The following is an 18,571-nucleotide window of genomic DNA, read 5'->3' on the forward strand; positions in this document are numbered from 1 at the left end:
ACGTTGACGTTGATTCGGCGGGTGCAGGGCGCAGCCCTGCCAACAAACCCCAACCCTCAGAACATCAGGTTGATCATCAGCACCACCACGCAGGTGTAGATCAGCGACAACGGGCCGCCGACCCGCCACATCTCGCGCGGGGTGTAGTTGGCCGGGCCGGTGATCATCGAGATCACCGGGTTGGAGGCCGTCATCAGGTTGTTGGACGCCGACAGCGCCACGATCAGCGCGAACGCGGTCGGGTTGCCACCCGCCGCCAGTGCCAGGTTCACCGCAATGGGGACCATCACGATGGTCGCGCCCACATGGCTGATCACCAGCGAGAACGCCGTGGTCAGCAGCGCCAGCGCCACCTCCAGCACCCACACCGGAATGCCGGTCGGCAGCTTGTCGATGGTATGGCCGGCTACCCACGCGGCCGCACCGCTGGAGTCCATCGCCCAGCCGAGCGGAATCAGCCCGGCCATCATGAACACCGTCTTCCAGTTGATCGAGGCATAGGCCTCGTCCATGCGCAGCACGCCGGTCAGCAGCATGCCGGCCACGCCGGTCATCAGCGTCAGCGCCACCGGCAGCTTGCTGGTCAGCGCGATCAGGATGGTCAACGCGAAGATCGCCATCGCGATCTTGAACTTGTGCGGGCGCTGCTCGCCGGTCGGGTAGTCGGTCACCACCACGAAGTCGCGGCTCTTGGCAGCCTGCGCCAGGTCGGTCCAGATGCTGTGGAACACCAGCATGTCACCGGCGCGCAGCTGCACGTCACGCACGTCCTCGCGGATCACCTGCTTGTCGCGGTTGATCGCCAGCAGGCTGATGCCGCGCTCCTTGCGCAGGCGCAGGTCGGCCGCACTCTTGCCGATCACGTTCGAGGTCGGCGGCACCACCGCCTCGGAAATGCCGGCGCGGCTGGGGTTGAACAGGTCGCCCAGGTGCTTCAGGCGCGAGGACATGCGCAGGAACTGGTTCTGCGCGAAGTCGCTGATCTGCTGGCGCGGGCCCATCGCACCGAGCACGCTGCCGACCCAGATGCGCATCTCCGCCGGCGGCGCCAGGCGGGTGTCATTGCCGGTCTTCAGGGCCAGCAGCAGTGGCGCATCGTGCAGGGTCTCGGCCTCGCCCAGGGTCATGCCGACCAGCGGGCTTTCGGCGCTGACCACCAGCTCGAACACATCGCCTTCGATGCCGTAGGTCTTGGCAAAGTAGCTCTCGGTTCGCGCCGGGGTGACCCCGTCGTTGACCAGGTTTTCTTCCTCGATCAGCTTGCGGTCGCCGTAGTAGCGGAAGTACAGCAGCGAGGCGACCAGCAGTGCCACGCCGATCGGCAGCGGCGCGAACATGCGCAGCGGCTCGATGGTGGCCAGGCCGGAGGGCAGGTTGTTGTTGGCCGAGGCCAGCAGATCGTTCAGCAGGATCAGCGGCGAATTGCCGACCATGGTCAGCGCGCCGCCCATCACGATCGCCGCCGAGATCGGCAGCAGCAGGCGCTGCATCGTCAGCCCGGTGCGCGCTGCCAGTCGCGAGGCGACCGGCAGGTACAACGCCATCACCGACGGGTTCTGCATGAAGGATGAGTTCAGGCCGGCGATGGCCGTGGTCATCATCAGCAGCCGCTGCTCGACACCGTGGCCGCGCCGCAGCAGCCAGGCGGCCAGCCGGTTCAGCGCCCCGGTGCGGTCCAGACCCGCACCGAGGATGGTGGTGGCGATGATGCTCATCACCGCGTTACCGGAGAAACCGCCGAAGATTTCCTCCGGCGCGATCAGTCCGGTGACACCGAGCACCACCAGCACCACCAGCGCGACCACGTCGGCGCGGATGCGCTCGAACAGGAACATCGCCATCGTGAAGCCGACCAGCCCGAGCACGAGCTTCATGTCGTTGGTCAGCGTCAGCGCGGTATCCATGTGGGGCGCGGCGTCCTCAGGCGATCGTCAGGTGCGGTCGTACAGCAGGTCCCAGACGCCATGGCCGAGCTTCTGGCCGCGGGTCTCGAAGTGGGTCTGCGGGCGCCAGTCCGGGCGCGGCACGCTGCCACGCGGGCCGGCACGGTTGACCAGGCCGGCGGTGGCATCGAGCACATCCCACATCTGCTCGGCGTAGTCCTCCCAGTCGGTGGCACAGTGCAGGCGGCCGCCCGGGCGCAGCTTGCGCACCAGCAGTTCGGCGAACGCCGGCTGCAGCAGGCGGCGCTTGTTGTGGCGCTTCTTGTGCCACGGGTCCGGGAAGTAGATGCGCACTTCATCGAGCGCGCCGTCGGCGATCTCGTTCTGCAGCACTTCCACCGCATCGTGGTGGTACAGGCGCACGTGGTCGGCATTGTCCTCGGCCAGCGCGTTCAGCAGACGGCCCACGCCCGGGGCGTGCACCTCGATGCCGATGTAGTCGCGCGACGGGTCGTGCTGGGCGGCGAAGCGCAGCGCGGCACCGTTGCCGAAGCCGATTTCCAGCACCTTGTGTGCCGGGCGGCCGAAGGTGGCGTCCAGGTCACGCGGTTGGCCGGTGTAGTCGAGGCCGAAGCGCGGCCAGCGTTCGTCGAACGCGCGCTGCTGGGCAGGGGTGAAGCGGCCCTGGCGCAACACGAAGCTGCGCACCTCGCGGCGGCCCTCGCTCACGGTGAAGGGCTTGGGCGGGGCCTTGGAACCGGCGCTGTCAAAAGGATTGGTCATCAGCCGATCAGCCCATCCACCGGCGAGGAGGCGCTGGCGTAGCGCTTGCGCGGGATGCGCCCGGCCAGGAACGCCTCGCGGCCGGCCTCGACCGCCTTGCGCATCGCACTGGCCATCAGCACCGGGCTGCGTGCACCGGCAATGGCGGTGTTCATCAGTACGCCGTCGCAGCCCAGCTCCATCGCAATCGCGGCATCCGACGCGGTACCGACGCCGGCGTCAACGATGATCGGCACCTTGGCGTCTTCGATGATCTGCAGCAGGTTGTACTTGTTCTGGATGCCCAGGCCCGAGCCGATCGGCGCGGCCAGCGGCATCACCGCAGCGCAGCCGATCTCTTCCAGCCGCTTGGCCAGGATCGGGTCGTCGGAGGTATAGACCATCACCTCGAAACCGTCCTTGACCAGCTGCTCGGCGGCCTTCAGGGTCTGCATCACGTCCGGGTAAAGGGTCTTCTGGTCGCCCAGCACTTCCAGCTTGGTCAGGTTGTGGCCGTCCAGCAGCTCACGGGCCAGCCGGCAGGTACGCACGGCGTCCTCGGCGGTGTAGCAGCCGGCGGTGTTGGGCAGGATGGTGAAGCGCTCCGGCGGCAGCACGTCCAGCAGGTTCGGCTCGCCCGGGTTCTGCCCGATGTTGGTGCGGCGGATGGCCACGGTGACGATCTGGGCGCCAGCGGCCTCGGTGGCCAGGCGGGTTTCTTCCAGGTCCTTGAACTTGCCGGTGCCGGTCAGCAGCCGCGAGCCATAGGTCTTGCCGGCGATCACCAGCGAATCGGGGGAGACATGAACGTTCATGGCGCGATTATCGCTTATCCGCCTGAAGATGGGGTCACGCAGAGGGCGGGGTCGAGCGTGGGGTCAGATCCCTTTGCCATCGGCAAAGGGATCTGACCCCTGAACACCCGCGCAGGCCTCAGCCCCCGCCCAGCGCGTGCACGATCTCCACCACGTCGCCTTCGGCCAGGACGTGCTCGCCATGGCGGCTGCGGCTGACGATCTCGCCGTTGACCTCCACCGCCACCCGGCGCTGCAGCAGCTGCTCGGCCTGCAGCAGGTCGTGGAGGGTCGCCGAAGCCGGCAAGGTACGGGGTTCGCCGTTGAGCTGGATGTTCATCGCCGCATTGTCGCCGATGGCCTGCGCGGATCGGAACCCTTGCAAATTTCGTTGATCGCCAGCCCCGGCACAGCGTGGTCCAGCGCCCTCAGGCGACAATCCATGCGGCGGCGCAGCGTGAGCAAAACGCGGCGCAGTGGAACCATTCACCGTGCGCCGGCGTACGTCCGCCGGGTCCTCAACGATATCCCCACAGGAGTTTTTTACATGCTGCTCAGCAAACGCCCGATCCGCTCCCTGATGGCGGCCGCGATCGCGCTGGCCGCGCTTCCGGCCATGGCAGGCGAATCCCCCTATTCCAAGGCCGTGTTCTTCGGTGACAGCCTGACCGACGCTGGCTATTTCCGCCCGCTGCTGCCGGCCGATGTGCGTCCGGTGACCGGCCAGTTCACCACCAACCCGGGTTGGGTGTGGGCGCAGCAGGTCGCCAACTACTACGGCCTCAACGGCACGCCCAACGGCAATGGCCAGAACGGTGACAACTACGCCGTCGGCGGCGCCCGTGTATCGGCCGACGAAGCGGGTGGCCTCGGAGCCATTCCGTCGCTGAAGTCGCAGGCGACCCGTTACCTTGCTGCGAATGGTGGCAAGGCTGACGCCAATGCCCTGTACACCGTATGGGGCGGTGCCAATGATCTGTTCGCGGCCACGCGCGCAGCGGCCGGTGGTGCCTCGCAGGCCCAGGTGCAGGGCATCATCGGCGCCGCGGTCACCGACCAGATCGCGCTGGTGGGCGCCCTGAAGCAGGCCGGTGCCCAGTACGTGCTCGTGCCGAATCTGCCGGACGTGGGCATCACTCCGCAGTTCCGTGGCCCCAACGCCGCCGCCGCCACTGCACTGTCGGCCGGTTACAACAAGGCCCTGTACGGTGGTCTGAAGCAGGCGGGCATCGAGTTCATTCCGCTCGACACCTTCAGCATCCTGCGTGAAGTGACCGCCAACCCGGGCATGTACGGCTTCACCAACGTCACCAGCACCGCCTGCAAGATCGATCCGGCCAACTCGACGCAGAGCATCCTGACCTGCAACCCGACCAGCTACGTCAGCCCGGATGCGGCCAACACCTACCTGTTTGCCGATGGCGTGCACCCGACCACTGCCGGTCATCAGCTGCTGGGCCAGTACGCGGTCTCGGTGCTGGAAGGCCCGCGCCTGCAGCAGGTGCTGAGCCACTCGGCACAGACCATCGGCCGCTCGCGTGCCGACCAGGTCAGCATGCACCTCGGTGGTCGGCCGGCTGACGGCCTGTCCTGGTGGGGGGGCGTGCGTGGCGACCTGCAGCGCTACGACCACGCCGACCTGTACGACGGCCTGGCCCCGGCCGGCCTGTTCGGTATCGACTGGGCCCGCGACGGCATGGTGTTCGGCGGTTTCGCCGGCTTCGGCCGCCTCAGCGCCGACTTCGGCAACAGCCGTGGCGACTTCACCCAGAAGGACACCACCGCAGGTCTGTTCGCCGGCTGGTATGGCGACCGCATCTGGGTGAACGGCCAGGTCAGCTACACCTGGCTGTCCTATGACGTGAACCGCAAGGTCCAGCTGGGCCCGGCCACCCGTGAGCATGGTGGTTCGCCGGACGGCAGCAACCTGACCGCGGCCCTGAACGCCGGTTACGAGTTCGGCACCGAAGGCGGCTTCCGCCACGGCCCGATCGCCTCGGTGATCTGGCAGAAGGTGAAGATCGACGGTTACACCGAAAGCGCTGCGGCTGGCACCCTGGCCACCGCACTGGGCTACGACCGCCAGAACGTCGATTCGACCGTCGGCCGCATCGGCTGGCAGGCCCGTTTCGATGGCGGCGCCGTCAAGCCGTACGCGCAGGTGACCTACGATCACGAGTTCGAGGACACCAAGCAGGCCAGCGCCTGGTTGCAGACCCTGCCGGAACTGGGCAGCTACCGCGTGCCGGGCCTGAAGTTCGACAAGAACTACGCCACCGTCGTGCTGGGCGCCCGCACCGAGCTGTTTGGCCTGCAGAGCAACTTCGGCCTGAGCGCTTCGACCGGCCAGAAGCGCGCGCAGGACGCTACCCTGTTCGCCAACTTCAGCGGCACGTTCTAAGCAGCACCCGCTGGGGTCGGATCCCTTTCCGCAAGGAAAGGGCCCCGACCTGTTGCGCCGGGGGTCGGATCCGTTTCCGCCAGGAAACGGCTCTGACCCCATTGCGGCATGCTGCCATTGCGCAACACTGGCCCAACCGCATAGACTTTCACCGCGCACTGCGGGCGTAGCTCAATGGTAGAGCTGTAGCTTCCCAAGCTACTGACGTGGGTTCGATTCCCATCGCCCGCTCCAATCGCGCCACGCGCGTAGACAGAAGGCCGCTCATCAGCGGCCTTCTTCATTTCTGATTAGTTTCATATCCACGCCCATACGCGCCCGGTTAGCGTTGCCGCATTTCCTACACGGAAGCAGCGCATGGAAACGAAGGACGACGTCGTCGGCAGCCTTCATGAGATCTACAAGAACTCCGGTGCCGGCACCTCCCGCCAGCTGGCGGCAGTGCGCGCACTGGGTCGCGCCGGTGGGCCGAAGGCCGCGCAGCTTCTGTGGCAGATCTATGAGGGGACCTCGGCCGGATCGATCACGCAGATGGCCTGCATCGCAGCGCTGGGTGAATCCGCGCGCGGGTTCTGAAGCGGACCCAGCCCGCATGGTGATGCGGGCCTGTGGTGTATCCGGCGACGGTTACTCTTTCGCCGGAATCGTCGCCGCAGGAGCCGGCCACTACCGGCGCAGGCGGCACGGGCCAGGCATCATCCACCCGCCACACGCCCGCGCTATGCTTCGCGCCTGCCGACCGATCCCACCGCGATGAAGCTCGCCATCCTGTCCCGCAACAGCTCCCTGTATTCCACCCGTCGGCTGGTCGAGGCGGCGCGCGCGCGCGGCCACACCGTGCGCATCCTGGACCCGTTGCGCTGCTACATGCGCATCGCCGCCGATGGCTTTTCCATGCACTACAAGGGCCGGCCAATGACCGGCGTGGACATGGTCATTCCGCGCATCGGTGCCTCGATCACCCGCTACGGCACCGCGGTGCTGCGCCAGTTCGAGCTGATGGGCGCGCGCACGCCCAATCCGTCCGACGCCATCCTGCGTTCGCGCGACAAGCTGCGCGCGCACCAGCTGCTGGCGGCCAAGGGCATCGACATGCCGGTCACCGTGTTCGGCGACAACCCCGACGACACCGTCGACCTGCTGTCCATGCTGGGCCCGCCGCCGCACGTGGTGAAGCTCAATGAAGGCACCCAGGGGCGCGGCGTGATCCTGACCGAGAAGGCCAGTGCCTCGCGCGGCATCGTCGAAGCGCTGCGCGGCCTGTACGCCAACTTCCTGATGCAGGAATTCATCGGCGAGGCCAAGGGGGCCGACCTGCGCTGCTTCGTGGTGGGCGACCAGGTGGTGGCGTCGATGCAGCGGCAGGCACCGGAGGGCGACTTCCGCTCCAACCTGCACGCCGGGGGTACCGCCGTGGCGGCCAAGGCCAGCCGTGCCGAGCAGCAGGTGGCGGTGCGTTCGGCCAAGGCGCTGGGCCTGTCGGTCTGCGGCGTGGACCTGATCCGTTCCGCGCGCGGCCCGCTGGTGCTGGAGGTCAACTCCACGCCCGGGCTGGAAGGCATCGAAGCGGCCTGCGGGGTCGACGTGGCGACACGCATCATCGAGCACGTAGAGAAGATCAAAAAACCCTGATTATCCATGGGGTTATGATTCTCACCGGCAAATGATCCGGGCCTTTAACGAGGCTTTAATCGGATCGGGCGTAGGCTTCAGCGAACCGCAGCTCTGCCTCTCAGCAGGATCGGTATCGGGATACGACTTCAGGCCCAGGCGGGTGCACCGTCTGGGCCTTTTTTATGCCTGTCGGCCCCATGCCCAAGGTCTCTTGTGGAGGCCGCGTGACGGTCGTAGAGTTGGCCCTTCGTTCCGGGATGGATCGGGAGGTTGGCGATGTACCGCATCATGATGATCGCGTTGCTGCTGGGCCTGTCTGGCGCTGTTGCCGCCAAGCCGGAGAAAGTGGCTGTACAGATGGACCGGCAGGGCTCGGTCGCCGAGCAGATGCGTCAGGTGGAAACCGCCCTGGCCGCCCCCGACTATGCCGAACTGTCCGCCGAGGATCGCGGCCAGGTGCAGCAGTCGCTGTCGCGTATCCGCCAGCACATGGGCGAACGCCAGACCGTGCAGGAGCTGCCGCCGCAGCTGCAGGCCGAGGTCTTCAACGAGCAGGAACGCATCAACACCCTGTTGGCGCGTGGCCATGAAGACAGCCGCCAGATCTGCAAGTACGAACGCACCACCGGCAGCAACATGCCCAAGAGCCGCTGCCTGACCGTGGCCGAACGGCGCCGGATCGAAGAGAAAGGCAAGGCGCTGATCAACGACCAGCGCAGCTACAACACGCTCAGCCCACCGCCCGCCGGGCGTTGACCGCACCGCCCTTCGGCCCATCGAGTGTGCTGTGACGGCGCATCGGTGGCACCGCAGGATCGATGTTCCACTCATGGAAGAACCTGGAGGTAACGATGCAGCGCATGACCCCCTTCGCCCTGATGCTGGGCCTGGCCCTGGCCACCACCGCCCACGCCAAGCCCGAGAAAGGGCAGGTGAAGTTCGACGCCAACGCACCGGTGGCCGAACAGATCCGCAACGTTGAGACGGCGATCAACAGCGAGGACTACAGCGAGATCGGGCTGGAAGACAAAAGCCGCGTGCAGCAGGCGCTGGGCCGCATCAAGATCAAGATGGGCGACCACGAACGCGTGGAGCAGGTCAGTCCGCAGGACCGCACCGAGATCTTCAACGACCAGGAAGTGATCAACACGATCATGACCCGCGCCCACGCCGACAGCCGCATGGTCTGCCGTCGTGAACGCACCACCGGCAGCAACATGCCGCAGAGTGTCTGCCTGACCGTGGCCCAGCGCCGCAAGGCGCAGGAAGACAGCCGCAAGGCGCTCAACGACAACCAGCGCTTCAACAACTACAAGCCCTGATCGCTGCCGGACCGGTCGCATGCCGCCATCGGTCACCCTGCCGTGCGTCCCTTGTGGGCGCATCGGCGGAATCGTAAAGTCGAGACCCTATTCATGGACGAACATGGAGCTCGTCATGTACCGCAACACGACACTTGCCCTGATGCTGTCGCTCGGCCTGGTAGCCACCGTGCAGGCCAAGGCGCAGAAGGACACCGTGCAGATGGATGCCTTCACCCCGGTGTCCGAGCAGATCCGCCGCGTTGAAACGGCCATGGGCAGCGAGGACTACAGCGAGATCGGGCTGGAGGACAAGAGTCGCGTGCAGCAGGCTCTGAACCGGATCCGGATCAAGATGAATGGCCGGGAGAAGGTGGATGAGCTGGCCCCGCAGGAGCGCAACGACCTGTTCAACGAGCAGGAGATCGTCAACACCATCATGACCCGCGCCCAGGCCGACAGCCGCATGATCTGCCGCCGCGAGCGCCTTACCGGCAGCAACATGCCGACCAGCGTCTGCCTGACCGTGGCCCAGCGTCGCAAGGCCCAGGAAGACAGCCGCCGGGCGCTGACCGACCAGCAGCGCATCAGCCGCTGACCGCTCGCCGAGGGGGCTTTTGTCGGTGTCGGCCCTTCGGTACGAAATGTTAAGAATGGAACCTGTATCGTTCAGCAGGTAGACGTCGCGTCCACCCACGCAGGGGCATCCTGAGCGGGTGGGCCTGGCCCCCCGACGACCCTTCAAGAACCAGAGGTCCCAGTGCGCATTCTCGTAATCGAAGACAACAGCGACATCGCCGCCAACCTTGGCGACTACCTTGAGGATCGTGGCCACACCGTGGACTTCGCCGCCGACGGCGTGACCGGCCTGCACCTGGCCGTGGTCCACGAGTTCGACGCCATCGTTCTGGACCTGAACCTGCCGGGCATGGATGGCATCGAAGTGTGCCGCAAGCTGCGCAACGAAGCGCGCAAGCAGACCCCGGTGCTGATGCTGACCGCCCGCGACTCGCTGGACAACAAGCTGGCCGGTTTCGATTCCGGCGCCGATGACTACCTGATCAAGCCGTTCGCGCTGCAGGAAGTGGAAGTGCGCTTGAACGCGCTGTCGCGCCGCGGCAAGGGCGTGCAGACCCGCGTGCTGGAAACCGGCGACCTGGAATACAACCTGGACACGCTGGAAGTGCGCCGCCAGGGCAAGCTGCTGCAACTCAACCCGACCGCGCTGAAGATCCTGCAGGCCCTGATGGAGGCCGCGCCGGCCGTGGTCACCCGCCAGGAGCTGGAAACCCGCGTGTGGGGCGAGGAGCTGCCCGACTCGGATTCGCTGCGTGTCCACATCCACGGCCTGCGTGCGGTGGTCGACAAGCCGTTTGAAGTGCCGCTGATCCAGACCCGCCATGGCATCGGATACCGCATCGCCACCCCGGAAGCCTGATTCCGTGGCAACCAAGGGGGAGCGCCGGCGTTCGCCGTATCGCCGGCGCCTGCGCAGCCGCATCATCGTCTCGTTCGTGTTGTTGGGCTTCTGCCTGACGACACTGTTCGCGTTTGCCACCAACTGGGCCCGCATGCGCGTGGAAAACCAGCTAGTGGAAGACGTGATGAACCGCAACATCAACGAGTACGTGCGGCGGTTCTACGAGAGCCCGGATCGCAACCCCGACCTGCCCGTCCAGCAGATGCGTGCGCGCCTGATCAAGCCTGACAAGTTTGACGCGCTGCGCGAGGAAGAGCCGGACTGGTATGAGTTCAAGGATGGCCTGTACAACATGGGCGGCGTGGACGAGCGCGGCCAGCGCTATTCCTACAAGCTTGCCGTGCGCAAGACGCCCGATGCCTGGGCATTCCTGGCCTACGACATGACCGACAGCGTGCGCGGTGGGCAGCAGCTCAACCGCGCGCTGGTGCTGTCGGTGCTGGTGTTCAGCCTGTTGTCGCTGGTGCTGGGCTGGTGGTCGGCATCGAAGGTGATGAAGCCGGTCTCGGACCTGGCCGCGCGGCTGCGTGCCTATCGCGGCGGCACCAGTGATCCCGAGCCGCTGGCGCCGCGGTTCCCCGACGACGAAGTGGGGCAGCTGGCGCAGGCGCTGGATGATTATTCGTCGCGACTGACCGAAGTGGTGCAGCGCGACCGCGAGTTCAATGCCGACGTCAGCCACGAACTGCGCACGCCGCTGGCGGTGATCCGTGGCGCCACCGAGCTGCTGCTGACCCGGCCCGGCCTGGATGAGAAGGTGCTGCAGCGGCTACAGCGCATCCAACGCGCCGAACAGCAGTGCAGCGACCTGATCGGCGCGCTGCTGCTGCTGTCGCGCAACGAGCGCGGGCAGGGCACCAGCAACGTCGCGCGCGTGGCCGAACAGCTGCTGGACGCCCACCGCGCCCAGCTGGGTGGCAAGCCGCTGGAGCTGGCGCTGGAAGGCGAGCGCAACCTGGTGATCGATGCGCCGGAGGCGGCCTTGTCGGTGGCGCTGGGCAACCTGATCGGCAACGCGGTGAAGTACTCGCAGGATGGCGAAGTGCGCGTCTTTGTCGGCAGCAATTCAGTGTCGGTGACTGACAGCGGCCCGGGCCTGAGCGAAGAAGACGCCGCCAAGCTGTTCCAGCGCGGCTATCGCGGCACCCATGCCGGCCATTCGCAGGGCGGTGGCATCGGCCTGTCGATCGTCAGCCGCCTGTGCGATCTGTACGGCTGGCAGGTCAGCGTGCGCCCCGGTGGCGAGCGCGGCGTGATCGCCACGCTGACGTTCTCGCCGAAGCCGTTGTAAGGGCCCCTGCCAGGGTGGGTGCCGACCTTGGTCGGCACGAATCCTGCCGACCTCACAACGCGCCCTGTGTCGCTTGTGCCACCGAATTAACTTCGCAGTCGTGATGCGCAAGAAGCCCAATACGACATCACTGTGATCGCCGCCACGCCGCGTGCGTGTCCGCATGCACGCATTCGTGCCCTCAGCGGCGGCTTGAGAATTTCCTTACAGATCACAACGCTACGTGATGGCCAGATGGGGCGGCCGGGGCAGGTGCCCTGGCCGGGATTGGCGTCCTGAAAAAAACCTTCAACTCAAGCGCTCCGGGTGGGCTGCGGCTCATCATGGAAAATGCATCGCCTGCCTCGTTTCGGCGGATGGTGCGTGGGGATTCATCAGAATCCGCTGGAGTCTTTTTCCTCGCGCTTGAGTTGTTGGGTCTCCGGTACGCCAACCCGCACCGTCCGCCACCTCGCATCCGCAGGTGGCTCGTCGTCTGCGAGGAGATTCACCATGTCCGCACGCCCCGTGTTCCCCCAACTGTACGCACTGATCGGCGAAGCCGCTGACCTGCTGCCGGCCGACGTGGCCGAGCGTGTCGAAACCCTGCTCGATGATCCCAAGGATCTGCTGCCCGCGCTGCTCCCCCGCATGGACGGCCGCGATGCCGCCGACGGCCGGCGACTGGAAGCGCAGGGCCTCAGCCCGGCCCAGGCGGCCACCATGGCCGGCCTCAGCCGCACCCTGGCCGGCTTGAATGCACTCATGCAGGTGCTGCACGCCGCCGAAGCCGCCCGCGAACAAGGCGGTGCCCACCAGCAGCTGAGCCCGGATGTCGTCGACGGATTGCTGCTCGGCGCCCGCGAACTGGCCCGCTACGCCCGCCTGCAGCTGGAGTAGGTCCACGCCACGCGTGAATGCAGAACGCATTGTAGAGCCGAGCCCATGCTCGGCTTGATGATCGCAGCCGAGCGTGGGCTCGGCTCTACAGCAGTTCCGCGCTGGTGCAGGGTAAATCGCCGCAATGCGTGGATGCGTGTGGTAGTGCCGGCCGCTGGCCGGCAACCAAGCCTCAACCCCCAGCCAGCCCCAGATACCGCGCATGCAACTGTTCCACCTGCGCCTGCAGGTCTTCCGGGTGACCATCGTTGACCACCACATCATCGGCCAGTGCCAACCGCTGCGCGCGGCTGGCCTGGGCGGCGATCATCTTGTCGGCCAGCGCGGCGTCGATGCCGTCGCGCTGCATCAGCCGGGCGTGCTGCACGGCTTCGGGCGCATCCACCAGCAATACCCGGTCCAACCACGGGTAGGCCTGCCGCCCACCGACCTCAGTCAGCAACGGAATGGCGGCAATCGCATAGGGGCTGGCGGCCTGCTCGCACTGCTGTTGCATCAGCAGACGGATGGCCGGGTGGGTGATCGCTTCCAGCGCCGCCCGTTCGGTCGGGTCGGCGAACACGTGGGCCCGCAGGCGTACCCGATCCAGGCTACCGTCCGCCTGCAGCATGCCGGCGCCGAAGCGCTCGGCGATGCGGCCCAGGGCCGGGCTGCCGGCAGCAACCACCGCGCGGGCGGCCAGGTCGGCGTCGGCCACCACGATGCCCAGCGCCTCGAAGCGCCGGGTCACCTCGCTCTTGCCGGCGGCAATGCCGCCGGTCAGGCCAACCACATAGCGGCTCATGGGGATTCCCCTCAGCGCAGTCCGCTCAACACCAGGTACTGCTCCACCACGGGCGCGCCCCACATGAAGTACAGCCAGCCCGCGATGGCCAGGTAGGGGCCGAACGGGATCGGCGTGGCGCGGTCACGGCCCCGGGTGTACAGCCAGATCGAGCCGATGATGGCGCCCAGCACCGACGACAGCAGGATGATCGGCAGGATGCCCTTCAACCCGCACCAGGCGCCGAGCGCGGCCAGCAGCTTGAAATCGCCGTGGCCCATGCCTTCCTTGCCGGTCAGCTGCTTGAACAGCCACCAGACCATCCACAGCGACAGATAGCCCACCGCCGCGCCGACCAAGGCAGGCTTGGCCGGCATGTACAGGTTGTCGATGTTGCCTATCAGGCCCAGCCACATCAGTGGCAGGGTCAACTGGTCGGGCAGCAGCTGGGTGCGCAGGTCGATGCCGGACAAGGCGATCAGGAAGCAGGTCAGCACGATGGCGCCGAAGCCCTGCCAGCCGAAGCCGAACTGCCAGACGCAGGCCAGTACCAGCACCGAGGTCAGGGCCTCGACCAGCGGGTACTGCAACGAGATCGGCGCCTTGCAGTGGCGGCACTTGCCGCCCTGGATGATCCAGCTGAACAGCGGGATGTTCTCGTACCAGCTCAGCTTGTGCTTGCAGTGCGGGCAGTGCGAGGGCTCGACCACGATCCCCGGTGGCGGGGGTTCGTAGAAGTCCGGTTCTTCCAGGACCTCGCGCGCATCGCGCTTCCACTGCCACTCCAGCCGCTTGGGCAGGCGCAGGATGACGACGTTGAGGAAACTGCCCAGCAGCAGCCCCAGGGCGGCCGCGGCGGGGTAGCCGAGGCCGGGATGCTGGTCGAGAAATGCCATGTAGTGATTATCCGACGACGGAAGCGAGCTTGAAGATCGGCAGGTACATGCCGATGACCATGCCGCCGACGATGGTACCAATGATCACCATGATCACAGGTTCCAGCAGGCTGCTCAGGGCGTCAACGGCATTGTTGACCTCCTGCTCATAGTACTCGGCCACCTTGAACAGCATGGCGTCCAGGGCGCCCGCCTCTTCACCGATGCCGGTCATCTGGATGACCATGTGCGGGAACAGGGCGGTCTGCTTCATGGCCATGTTGACCGGGTAACCGACCGACACGTCGTCGCGCATGCGCAATACGGCATGCTCGTAAACCGTATTGCCGGTAGCGCCGGCCACGATACTCAGTGCCTCCACCAGTGGTACGCCCGCCTTGAAGGTCACGGCGGTGGTACGGGCAAAGCGGGCGATCGAGCTGTTGTGCATGATCTGCCCAATGACCGGCAGCTTCAGTATCAGCCGATCTATGCTGTGCTGCAGTTTCGGTGAACGCTTATAAGCGGCGATGAAGCCTACTACCGAGCCAATGATGACCAGCAGGATCAGCCACCACCATGAGACCATGAATCTAGACATGTTGACGATCAACTGCGTGAACGCCGGCAAGTCTGCACCGAAGCCTTTGAATACGTCTTCGAACTGCGGTACGACCCAGACCAGCAGGATGCCGCTGACCAGCAGGGCAACCGCAAGTACCATCGCCGGGTAGAACATCGCCTTCTTGATCTTGCCCTTCAGCGCCTCAATGTTCTCTTTATAGTTGGCAACAGTGTCCAGCACCGTCTCCAGGACACCGGCGCCTTCACCGGCCCGTACCAGGTTGCGGTAGAGCTCGTCGAACTGTACCGGGTACTTGCTGACAGCCTCATAGAGCGACGAGCCGCCCTCGATGTCGGTGCGCAGGCCATCCACCATCTTCTTCATGCGCGGGTTCTTGTGCCCGTTCGCGATGATGTCCAGCGACCCCACAATGGGTACGCCTGACTTCATCATGGTGGCCATCTGCCGGCTGAAGAAAGCGATTTCCTTGGGTGTGATCTTGCTCCCGGCCGCGCCAAACAGCGGCTTGGGCTTGGGTTTGACCACGCCGGGATTTATGCCCTGGCGGCGTAGTTCAGCCCGCAGCAGGTTCGCGTTCTTCGCGGCCTGCTCCCCTTTCATCTTCACGCCCCGCTTGTCGGTCCCCTCCCAGACAAACGGCTGCAGTTCCGTGGTGCTGCGCGCCACGGGCTCCTTCTTGATCGCACTGCGACTGACAGACATATCGGCTCCCCAAGACCCGCCATCCCCAGGCGGGCGTCTAGCCGTCGATGGTAGCGGGTTCATGCCCGTCTGGGCAGTTGCCAAGGGGCCCATGATGCGAATTCGTGCCGGTTGCCGGCCAAAGGTGACGCACTGCGTCACATTGCCGCGTCCATCGCAGATTCGCATCCGGGGGGTTCCCATCCGTGAAATAGCTGCCATCATGGGCGCGGGGAAATCCAGGGGGAGGCGTGCCGGGGTTGGCACGCAACCTGCGTTGATCCACCCGCAGGGGGCAGGACCCGCTCAGCTGGCCGCTGGTCAGACCGATCCTGACTTCTGAAATCAACCACCACTTATCTTGGGGATGTACCAAATGAAGAACCAGAAGGGCTTCACCCTTATCGAACTGATGATCGTCGTTGCGATCATCGCCATCCTGGCCGCCATCGCCCTGCCGATGTACCAGGACTACGTGGCCAAGTCGCAGACTGCGGCGGGCCTGGCCGAAGTCACCAGCGGCAAGACCGCTGCTGAGGTCGCACTCAACGAAGGCAAGGATTTCGCTGATCCGGCTGACATCGGTCTGAAGGTTTCGACCCGTTGCCCGACCGTCACCGTGAAGGGCACCGCGTCTTCCGGTGCAGCGTCGATCGCCTGCACCCTGGCTGGTAACTCTCAGGTGAAGGACAAGACCATCACCCTGACCCGCGCCACTGCTGACGGTACTTGGACCTGTGCCACGACCGTACTGAAGAAGTACGCCCCGACGGGCTGCACCGGCGCCTAAAGCGCTCCGGAAGAAGCCCCGCGAAAGCGGGGCTTCTTTCGTTTGGAAGGGCGATAACTCACTCATGAGCTGGGGGAGCCATGAAGCGAACTAGGGGTTTTACACTGATCGAGCTGATGATAGTAGTTGCCATCATTGCCATCCTGGCAGCTATTGCATTGCCGATGTATCAGGATTACGTGGCCAAGGCTGATTTGGCTGCAGCTTTGTCGGATATCCGGCCGGGTAAGACCACGATGGAGTCCGTTGCCCAGGACAACCAGAACGCATCTCTGGTTAACGCGGAATACATTGGGCTCAAGCCGAGTACGAGGTGTTCTGCGGTTTCAGCGGAACTGGCGGCGACGGGCGTGGGCAGTATCACGTGCACTCTCGTTGGAGGGGCGCCAGTATCGGGCAAGAACTTGGTCCTCCGTCGCGCAGCCGACGGCACCTGGACCTGCGACGGCAGCGCCTTCGAAGCGCGCTATCGCCCAACCGGCTGTTGATCACACTTCGGCCTGCCAATGGGATGTTGGCGGGCCGTTGACGGGGCTATCATCCCCGGGGGAGTCAGGATCGTGCCTGCCGGGCTGGGAGTGCCGGGCGAGGCAGTCATGCTGAAGGATTGGCGTCGTCGTCGGCCATCGGGTCGCGGCAGGTTCTGCTGCCCTGTGCGGTGCCTCTGGAAGGCGCGCCGCACTGCCTGACCCATGATGAGCCAAGGATCCATATGAACGCCGTAACCACCGCCAATCTCGTCGGCATCACCGGCCTGGCCCGTCGCCTGGTCCAGGATGGTGCGCTGGACGAGGCTTCCGCCCGCGACGCCATGGCCAAGGCCGCTGCGGCCCGGCAGCCGCTGCCGACCTGGTTCGCGCAGAACAAGGTGGTCGGGGCGGCCCAGTTGGCGGCGGCCAACGCGGTCGAGTTCGGCATGCCGCTGTTCGACGTGTCCACGTTCGACGCCAGCCAGAACGCGATGAGCCTGGTCAGCGAGGAGCTGCTGCGCAAGCACAACGTGCTGCCGCTGTTCAAGCGCGGCGGCAAGCTGTTCGTGGGTACCAGCAATCCGACCCATTCGCTGGACGAGATCAAGTTCCACACCAATCTGGTGGTGGAGCCGATCCTGGTGGATGAAGACCAGATCCGCCGCACGCTCGAGCAGTGGCATGCCAGCCATGACACGCTGGGCGACGCGCTGGGCGGTGACGACGATGGCATGGGCAACCTGGATGTTGCGGCCGGAGACGAGGATCTCGGCGCCGGTGGCGACTCCGGCATCGATGCCAAGGGTGATGACACCCCGGTGGTGAAGTTCGTCAACAAGGTGCTGGTGGACGCGATCCGCAAGGGCGCCTCGGACATCCACTTCGAGCCCTATGAAGACGACTATCGCGTGCGCCTGCGCATCGATGGCCTGCTGAAGATGGTGGCGCGCGCGCCGGTGAAGCTGAACCAGCGCATCGCCGCGCGCCTGAAGGTGATGGCGCAGCTGGACATCGCCGAGAAGCGCGTGCCGCAGGACGGACGCATCAAGCTCAACCTGTCCAAGACCAAGCAGATCGACTTCCGCGTGAGCACGCTGCCGACCCTGTTCGGCGAGAAGGTGGTGCTGCGTATCCTGGACGGCAGCGCGGCCAAGCTGGGCATCGACAAGCTGGGTTACGAGCCGGACCAGCAGAAGCTGTTCCTGGACGCCATCCACAAGCCCTACGGCATGGTGCTGGTGACCGGCCCGACCGGTTCGGGCAAGACGGTGTCGCTGTATACCGCGCTGGGCATCCTCAACGACGAGACGCGCAACATCTCCACCGCCGAAGACCCGGTGGAAATCCGCCTGCCCGGCGTCAACCAGGTGCAGCAGAACAACAAGCGCGGCATGACCTTCGCCGCGGCACTGCGCTCGTTCCTGCGACAGGATCCGGACATCATCATGGTCGGCGAAATCCGCGACCTGGAGACGGCCGAGATCGCGATCAAGGCGGCGCAGACCGGCCACATGGTGCTGTCCACGCTGCACACCAACGATGCACCGCAGACCATCGCGCGCCTGATGAACATGGGCATCGCGCCGTACAACATCACCAGCTCGGTGACGCTGGTGATCGCCCAGCGCCTGGCGCGCCGGTTGTGCAACAACTGCAAGCGCCCGGCCAACCTGCCCGAACATGCGTTGCTGGCCGAGGGCTTTACCCAGGCGCAGCTGGATGCGGGTATCGAGCTGTACGAGGCGGTCGGCTGTGACGAGTGCACCGAGGGGTACAAGGGCCGCACCGGTATCTACCAGGTGATGCCGATGACCGACGAGATCGCCACGATCGTGCTGGCCGGTGGCAATGCGTTGCAGATTGCCGAGGCCGCACAGCAGATCGGGGTGAACGATCTGCGCCAGTCGGCGTTGAAGAAGGCGGCTGCGGGTGTCACCAGCCTGGCCGAGATCAACCGCGTTACCAAGGATTGAGGTTGATCCACACCATGCGTGGATGCCG

General features: G+C 65.6%; 19 protein-coding genes and 1 tRNA gene. 13 read left to right on the top strand and 7 right to left on the bottom strand.

What is annotated here, in order from left to right:
• Positions 1 to 56: 56 nt before the first annotated feature.
• From AC5JLE_RS11680 to thiS, 4 genes are all read right to left on the bottom strand, one after another.
• On the bottom strand, positions 57 to 1,904 hold the full coding sequence (locus AC5JLE_RS11680) for an SLC13 family permease (RefSeq protein WP_032957191.1): 1,848 nt from the start codon (positions 1,902 to 1,904) through the stop codon (positions 57 to 59).
• Between the two features lie 27 nt (positions 1,905 to 1,931).
• Entirely contained in the window at positions 1,932 to 2,666 is a 735-nt protein-coding gene (trmB, locus tag AC5JLE_RS11685) for a tRNA (guanosine(46)-N7)-methyltransferase TrmB (RefSeq protein ID WP_019660186.1), read from the bottom strand.
• Positions 2,666 to 3,460, bottom strand: a complete 795-nt coding sequence (locus AC5JLE_RS11690) for a thiazole synthase (RefSeq protein WP_005418798.1) — start codon at positions 3,458 to 3,460, stop codon at positions 2,666 to 2,668. The genes trmB and AC5JLE_RS11690 overlap by 1 nt, the downstream gene beginning before the upstream one ends.
• 118 nt (positions 3,461 to 3,578) lie before the next feature.
• On the bottom strand, positions 3,579 to 3,779 hold the full coding sequence (gene thiS, locus AC5JLE_RS11695) for a sulfur carrier protein ThiS (protein WP_005418796.1): 201 nt from the start codon (positions 3,777 to 3,779) through the stop codon (positions 3,579 to 3,581).
• 207 nt (positions 3,780 to 3,986) lie between these two features.
• Here thiS and AC5JLE_RS11700 point away from each other — a divergent pair, with 207 nt between their 5' ends.
• From AC5JLE_RS11700 to AC5JLE_RS11745, 10 genes are all read left to right on the top strand, one after another.
• A complete protein-coding gene (locus AC5JLE_RS11700) occupies positions 3,987 to 5,840 on the top strand; it encodes an autotransporter domain-containing esterase (protein ID WP_069116424.1) in 1,854 nt (617 codons plus the stop codon).
• Positions 5,841 to 6,000: 160 nt separating this feature from the next.
• Positions 6,001 to 6,074 (top strand) — tRNA-Gly (locus AC5JLE_RS11705).
• A 123-nt stretch (positions 6,075 to 6,197) separates the two neighbouring features.
• Positions 6,198 to 6,416, top strand: coding sequence for a hypothetical protein (locus AC5JLE_RS11710; RefSeq protein ID WP_496065320.1), 219 nt, complete (start codon positions 6,198 to 6,200; stop codon positions 6,414 to 6,416).
• Positions 6,417 to 6,593: 177 nt separating this feature from the next.
• Entirely contained in the window at positions 6,594 to 7,472 is an 879-nt protein-coding gene (rimK, locus tag AC5JLE_RS11715; RefSeq protein WP_005418651.1) for a 30S ribosomal protein S6--L-glutamate ligase, read from the top strand.
• A gap of 258 nt (positions 7,473 to 7,730) precedes the next feature.
• Positions 7,731 to 8,210, top strand: coding sequence for a hypothetical protein (locus AC5JLE_RS11720; protein WP_496065321.1), 480 nt, complete (start codon positions 7,731 to 7,733; stop codon positions 8,208 to 8,210).
• A 95-nt stretch (positions 8,211 to 8,305) separates the two neighbouring features.
• A complete protein-coding gene (locus AC5JLE_RS11725) occupies positions 8,306 to 8,776 on the top strand; it encodes a hypothetical protein (RefSeq protein ID WP_014648207.1) in 471 nt (156 codons plus the stop codon).
• A gap of 115 nt (positions 8,777 to 8,891) precedes the next feature.
• Complete coding sequence (locus tag AC5JLE_RS11730) at positions 8,892 to 9,353, top strand: hypothetical protein (RefSeq protein ID WP_014648206.1); 462 nt, start codon at positions 8,892 to 8,894, stop codon at positions 9,351 to 9,353.
• A 162-nt stretch (positions 9,354 to 9,515) separates the two neighbouring features.
• Positions 9,516 to 10,193 carry a response regulator transcription factor gene (locus tag AC5JLE_RS11735; protein ID WP_005410804.1) on the top strand — a complete coding sequence of 226 codons (678 nt, stop codon included), beginning with the start codon at positions 9,516 to 9,518 and terminating at the stop codon, positions 10,191 to 10,193.
• Positions 10,156 to 11,526 carry a sensor histidine kinase gene (locus tag AC5JLE_RS11740; RefSeq protein ID WP_032957212.1) on the top strand — a complete coding sequence of 457 codons (1,371 nt, stop codon included), beginning with the start codon at positions 10,156 to 10,158 and terminating at the stop codon, positions 11,524 to 11,526. The genes AC5JLE_RS11735 and AC5JLE_RS11740 overlap by 38 nt, the downstream gene beginning before the upstream one ends.
• Positions 11,527 to 12,018: 492 nt before the next feature.
• Complete coding sequence (locus AC5JLE_RS11745; protein ID WP_164110904.1) at positions 12,019 to 12,405, top strand: hypothetical protein; 387 nt, start codon at positions 12,019 to 12,021, stop codon at positions 12,403 to 12,405.
• 172 nt (positions 12,406 to 12,577) lie between these two features.
• Here AC5JLE_RS11745 and coaE read toward each other — a convergent pair whose 3' ends face one another.
• Genes coaE through AC5JLE_RS11760 form a run of 3 tightly spaced genes read right to left on the bottom strand, consistent with a single transcriptional unit; the run spans position 12,578 to position 15,331 of the window.
• A complete protein-coding gene (coaE, locus tag AC5JLE_RS11750) occupies positions 12,578 to 13,189 on the bottom strand; it encodes a dephospho-CoA kinase (RefSeq protein WP_164110903.1) in 612 nt (203 codons plus the stop codon).
• 11 nt (positions 13,190 to 13,200) lie between these two features.
• Complete coding sequence (locus tag AC5JLE_RS11755) at positions 13,201 to 14,064, bottom strand: prepilin peptidase (RefSeq protein ID WP_005418626.1); 864 nt, start codon at positions 14,062 to 14,064, stop codon at positions 13,201 to 13,203.
• Between the two features lie 7 nt (positions 14,065 to 14,071).
• The gene (locus AC5JLE_RS11760; protein WP_075076078.1) at positions 14,072 to 15,331 is read right to left on the bottom strand and encodes a type II secretion system F family protein; all 1,260 of its coding nucleotides are present in this window, start codon (positions 15,329 to 15,331) and stop codon (positions 14,072 to 14,074) included.
• A 355-nt stretch (positions 15,332 to 15,686) separates the two neighbouring features.
• Here AC5JLE_RS11760 and AC5JLE_RS11765 point away from each other — a divergent pair, with 355 nt between their 5' ends.
• From AC5JLE_RS11765 to pilB, 3 genes are all read left to right on the top strand, one after another.
• Complete coding sequence (locus tag AC5JLE_RS11765; RefSeq protein ID WP_075076079.1) at positions 15,687 to 16,100, top strand: pilin; 414 nt, start codon at positions 15,687 to 15,689, stop codon at positions 16,098 to 16,100.
• An 80-nt stretch (positions 16,101 to 16,180) separates the two neighbouring features.
• The gene (locus AC5JLE_RS11770; protein WP_075076080.1) at positions 16,181 to 16,588 is read left to right on the top strand and encodes a pilin; all 408 of its coding nucleotides are present in this window, start codon (positions 16,181 to 16,183) and stop codon (positions 16,586 to 16,588) included.
• Between the two features lie 224 nt (positions 16,589 to 16,812).
• Positions 16,813 to 18,543: a type IV-A pilus assembly ATPase PilB gene (pilB, locus tag AC5JLE_RS11775; RefSeq protein WP_014648200.1), complete on the top strand. Its 1,731-nt coding sequence runs from the start codon at positions 16,813 to 16,815 to the stop codon at positions 18,541 to 18,543.
• The last annotated feature ends 28 nt before the right edge of the window (positions 18,544 to 18,571 follow it).

It is taken from the genome of Stenotrophomonas sp., from assembly GCF_059505245.1.

Bases quoted from the DNA above. Each gene is read 5' to 3' on its own strand.
- AC5JLE_RS11700 (WP_069116424.1), top strand. From the start codon at position 3,987: ATGCTGCTCAGCAAACGCCCGATCCGCTCCCTGATGGCGGCCGCGATC.
- AC5JLE_RS11710 (WP_496065320.1), top strand. From the start codon at position 6,198: ATGGAAACGAAGGACGACGTCGTCGGCAGCCTTCATGAGATCTACAAG.
- AC5JLE_RS11725 (WP_014648207.1), top strand. From the start codon at position 8,306: ATGCAGCGCATGACCCCCTTCGCCCTGATGCTGGGCCTGGCCCTGGCC.
- AC5JLE_RS11680 (WP_032957191.1), bottom strand. From the start codon at position 1,904: ATGGATACCGCGCTGACGCTGACCAACGACATGAAGCTCGTGCTCGGG.
- coaE (WP_164110903.1), bottom strand. From the start codon at position 13,189: ATGAGCCGCTATGTGGTTGGCCTGACCGGCGGCATTGCCGCCGGCAAG.
- AC5JLE_RS11730 (WP_014648206.1), top strand. From the start codon at position 8,892: ATGTACCGCAACACGACACTTGCCCTGATGCTGTCGCTCGGCCTGGTA.
- AC5JLE_RS11755 (WP_005418626.1), bottom strand. From the start codon at position 14,064: ATGGCATTTCTCGACCAGCATCCCGGCCTCGGCTACCCCGCCGCGGCC.
- thiS (WP_005418796.1), bottom strand. From the start codon at position 3,779: ATGAACATCCAGCTCAACGGCGAACCCCGTACCTTGCCGGCTTCGGCG.
- trmB (WP_019660186.1), bottom strand. From the start codon at position 2,666: ATGACCAATCCTTTTGACAGCGCCGGTTCCAAGGCCCCGCCCAAGCCC.
- AC5JLE_RS11765 (WP_075076079.1), top strand. From the start codon at position 15,687: ATGAAGAACCAGAAGGGCTTCACCCTTATCGAACTGATGATCGTCGTT.
- AC5JLE_RS11745 (WP_164110904.1), top strand. From the start codon at position 12,019: ATGTCCGCACGCCCCGTGTTCCCCCAACTGTACGCACTGATCGGCGAA.
- AC5JLE_RS11760 (WP_075076078.1), bottom strand. From the start codon at position 15,331: ATGTCTGTCAGTCGCAGTGCGATCAAGAAGGAGCCCGTGGCGCGCAGC.
- AC5JLE_RS11770 (WP_075076080.1), top strand. From the start codon at position 16,181: ATGAAGCGAACTAGGGGTTTTACACTGATCGAGCTGATGATAGTAGTT.
- AC5JLE_RS11720 (WP_496065321.1), top strand. From the start codon at position 7,731: ATGTACCGCATCATGATGATCGCGTTGCTGCTGGGCCTGTCTGGCGCT.
- AC5JLE_RS11740 (WP_032957212.1), top strand. From the start codon at position 10,156: ATGGCATCGGATACCGCATCGCCACCCCGGAAGCCTGATTCCGTGGCA.
- pilB (WP_014648200.1), top strand. From the start codon at position 16,813: ATGAACGCCGTAACCACCGCCAATCTCGTCGGCATCACCGGCCTGGCC.
- AC5JLE_RS11690 (WP_005418798.1), bottom strand. From the start codon at position 3,460: ATGAACGTTCATGTCTCCCCCGATTCGCTGGTGATCGCCGGCAAGACC.
- rimK (WP_005418651.1), top strand. From the start codon at position 6,594: ATGAAGCTCGCCATCCTGTCCCGCAACAGCTCCCTGTATTCCACCCGT.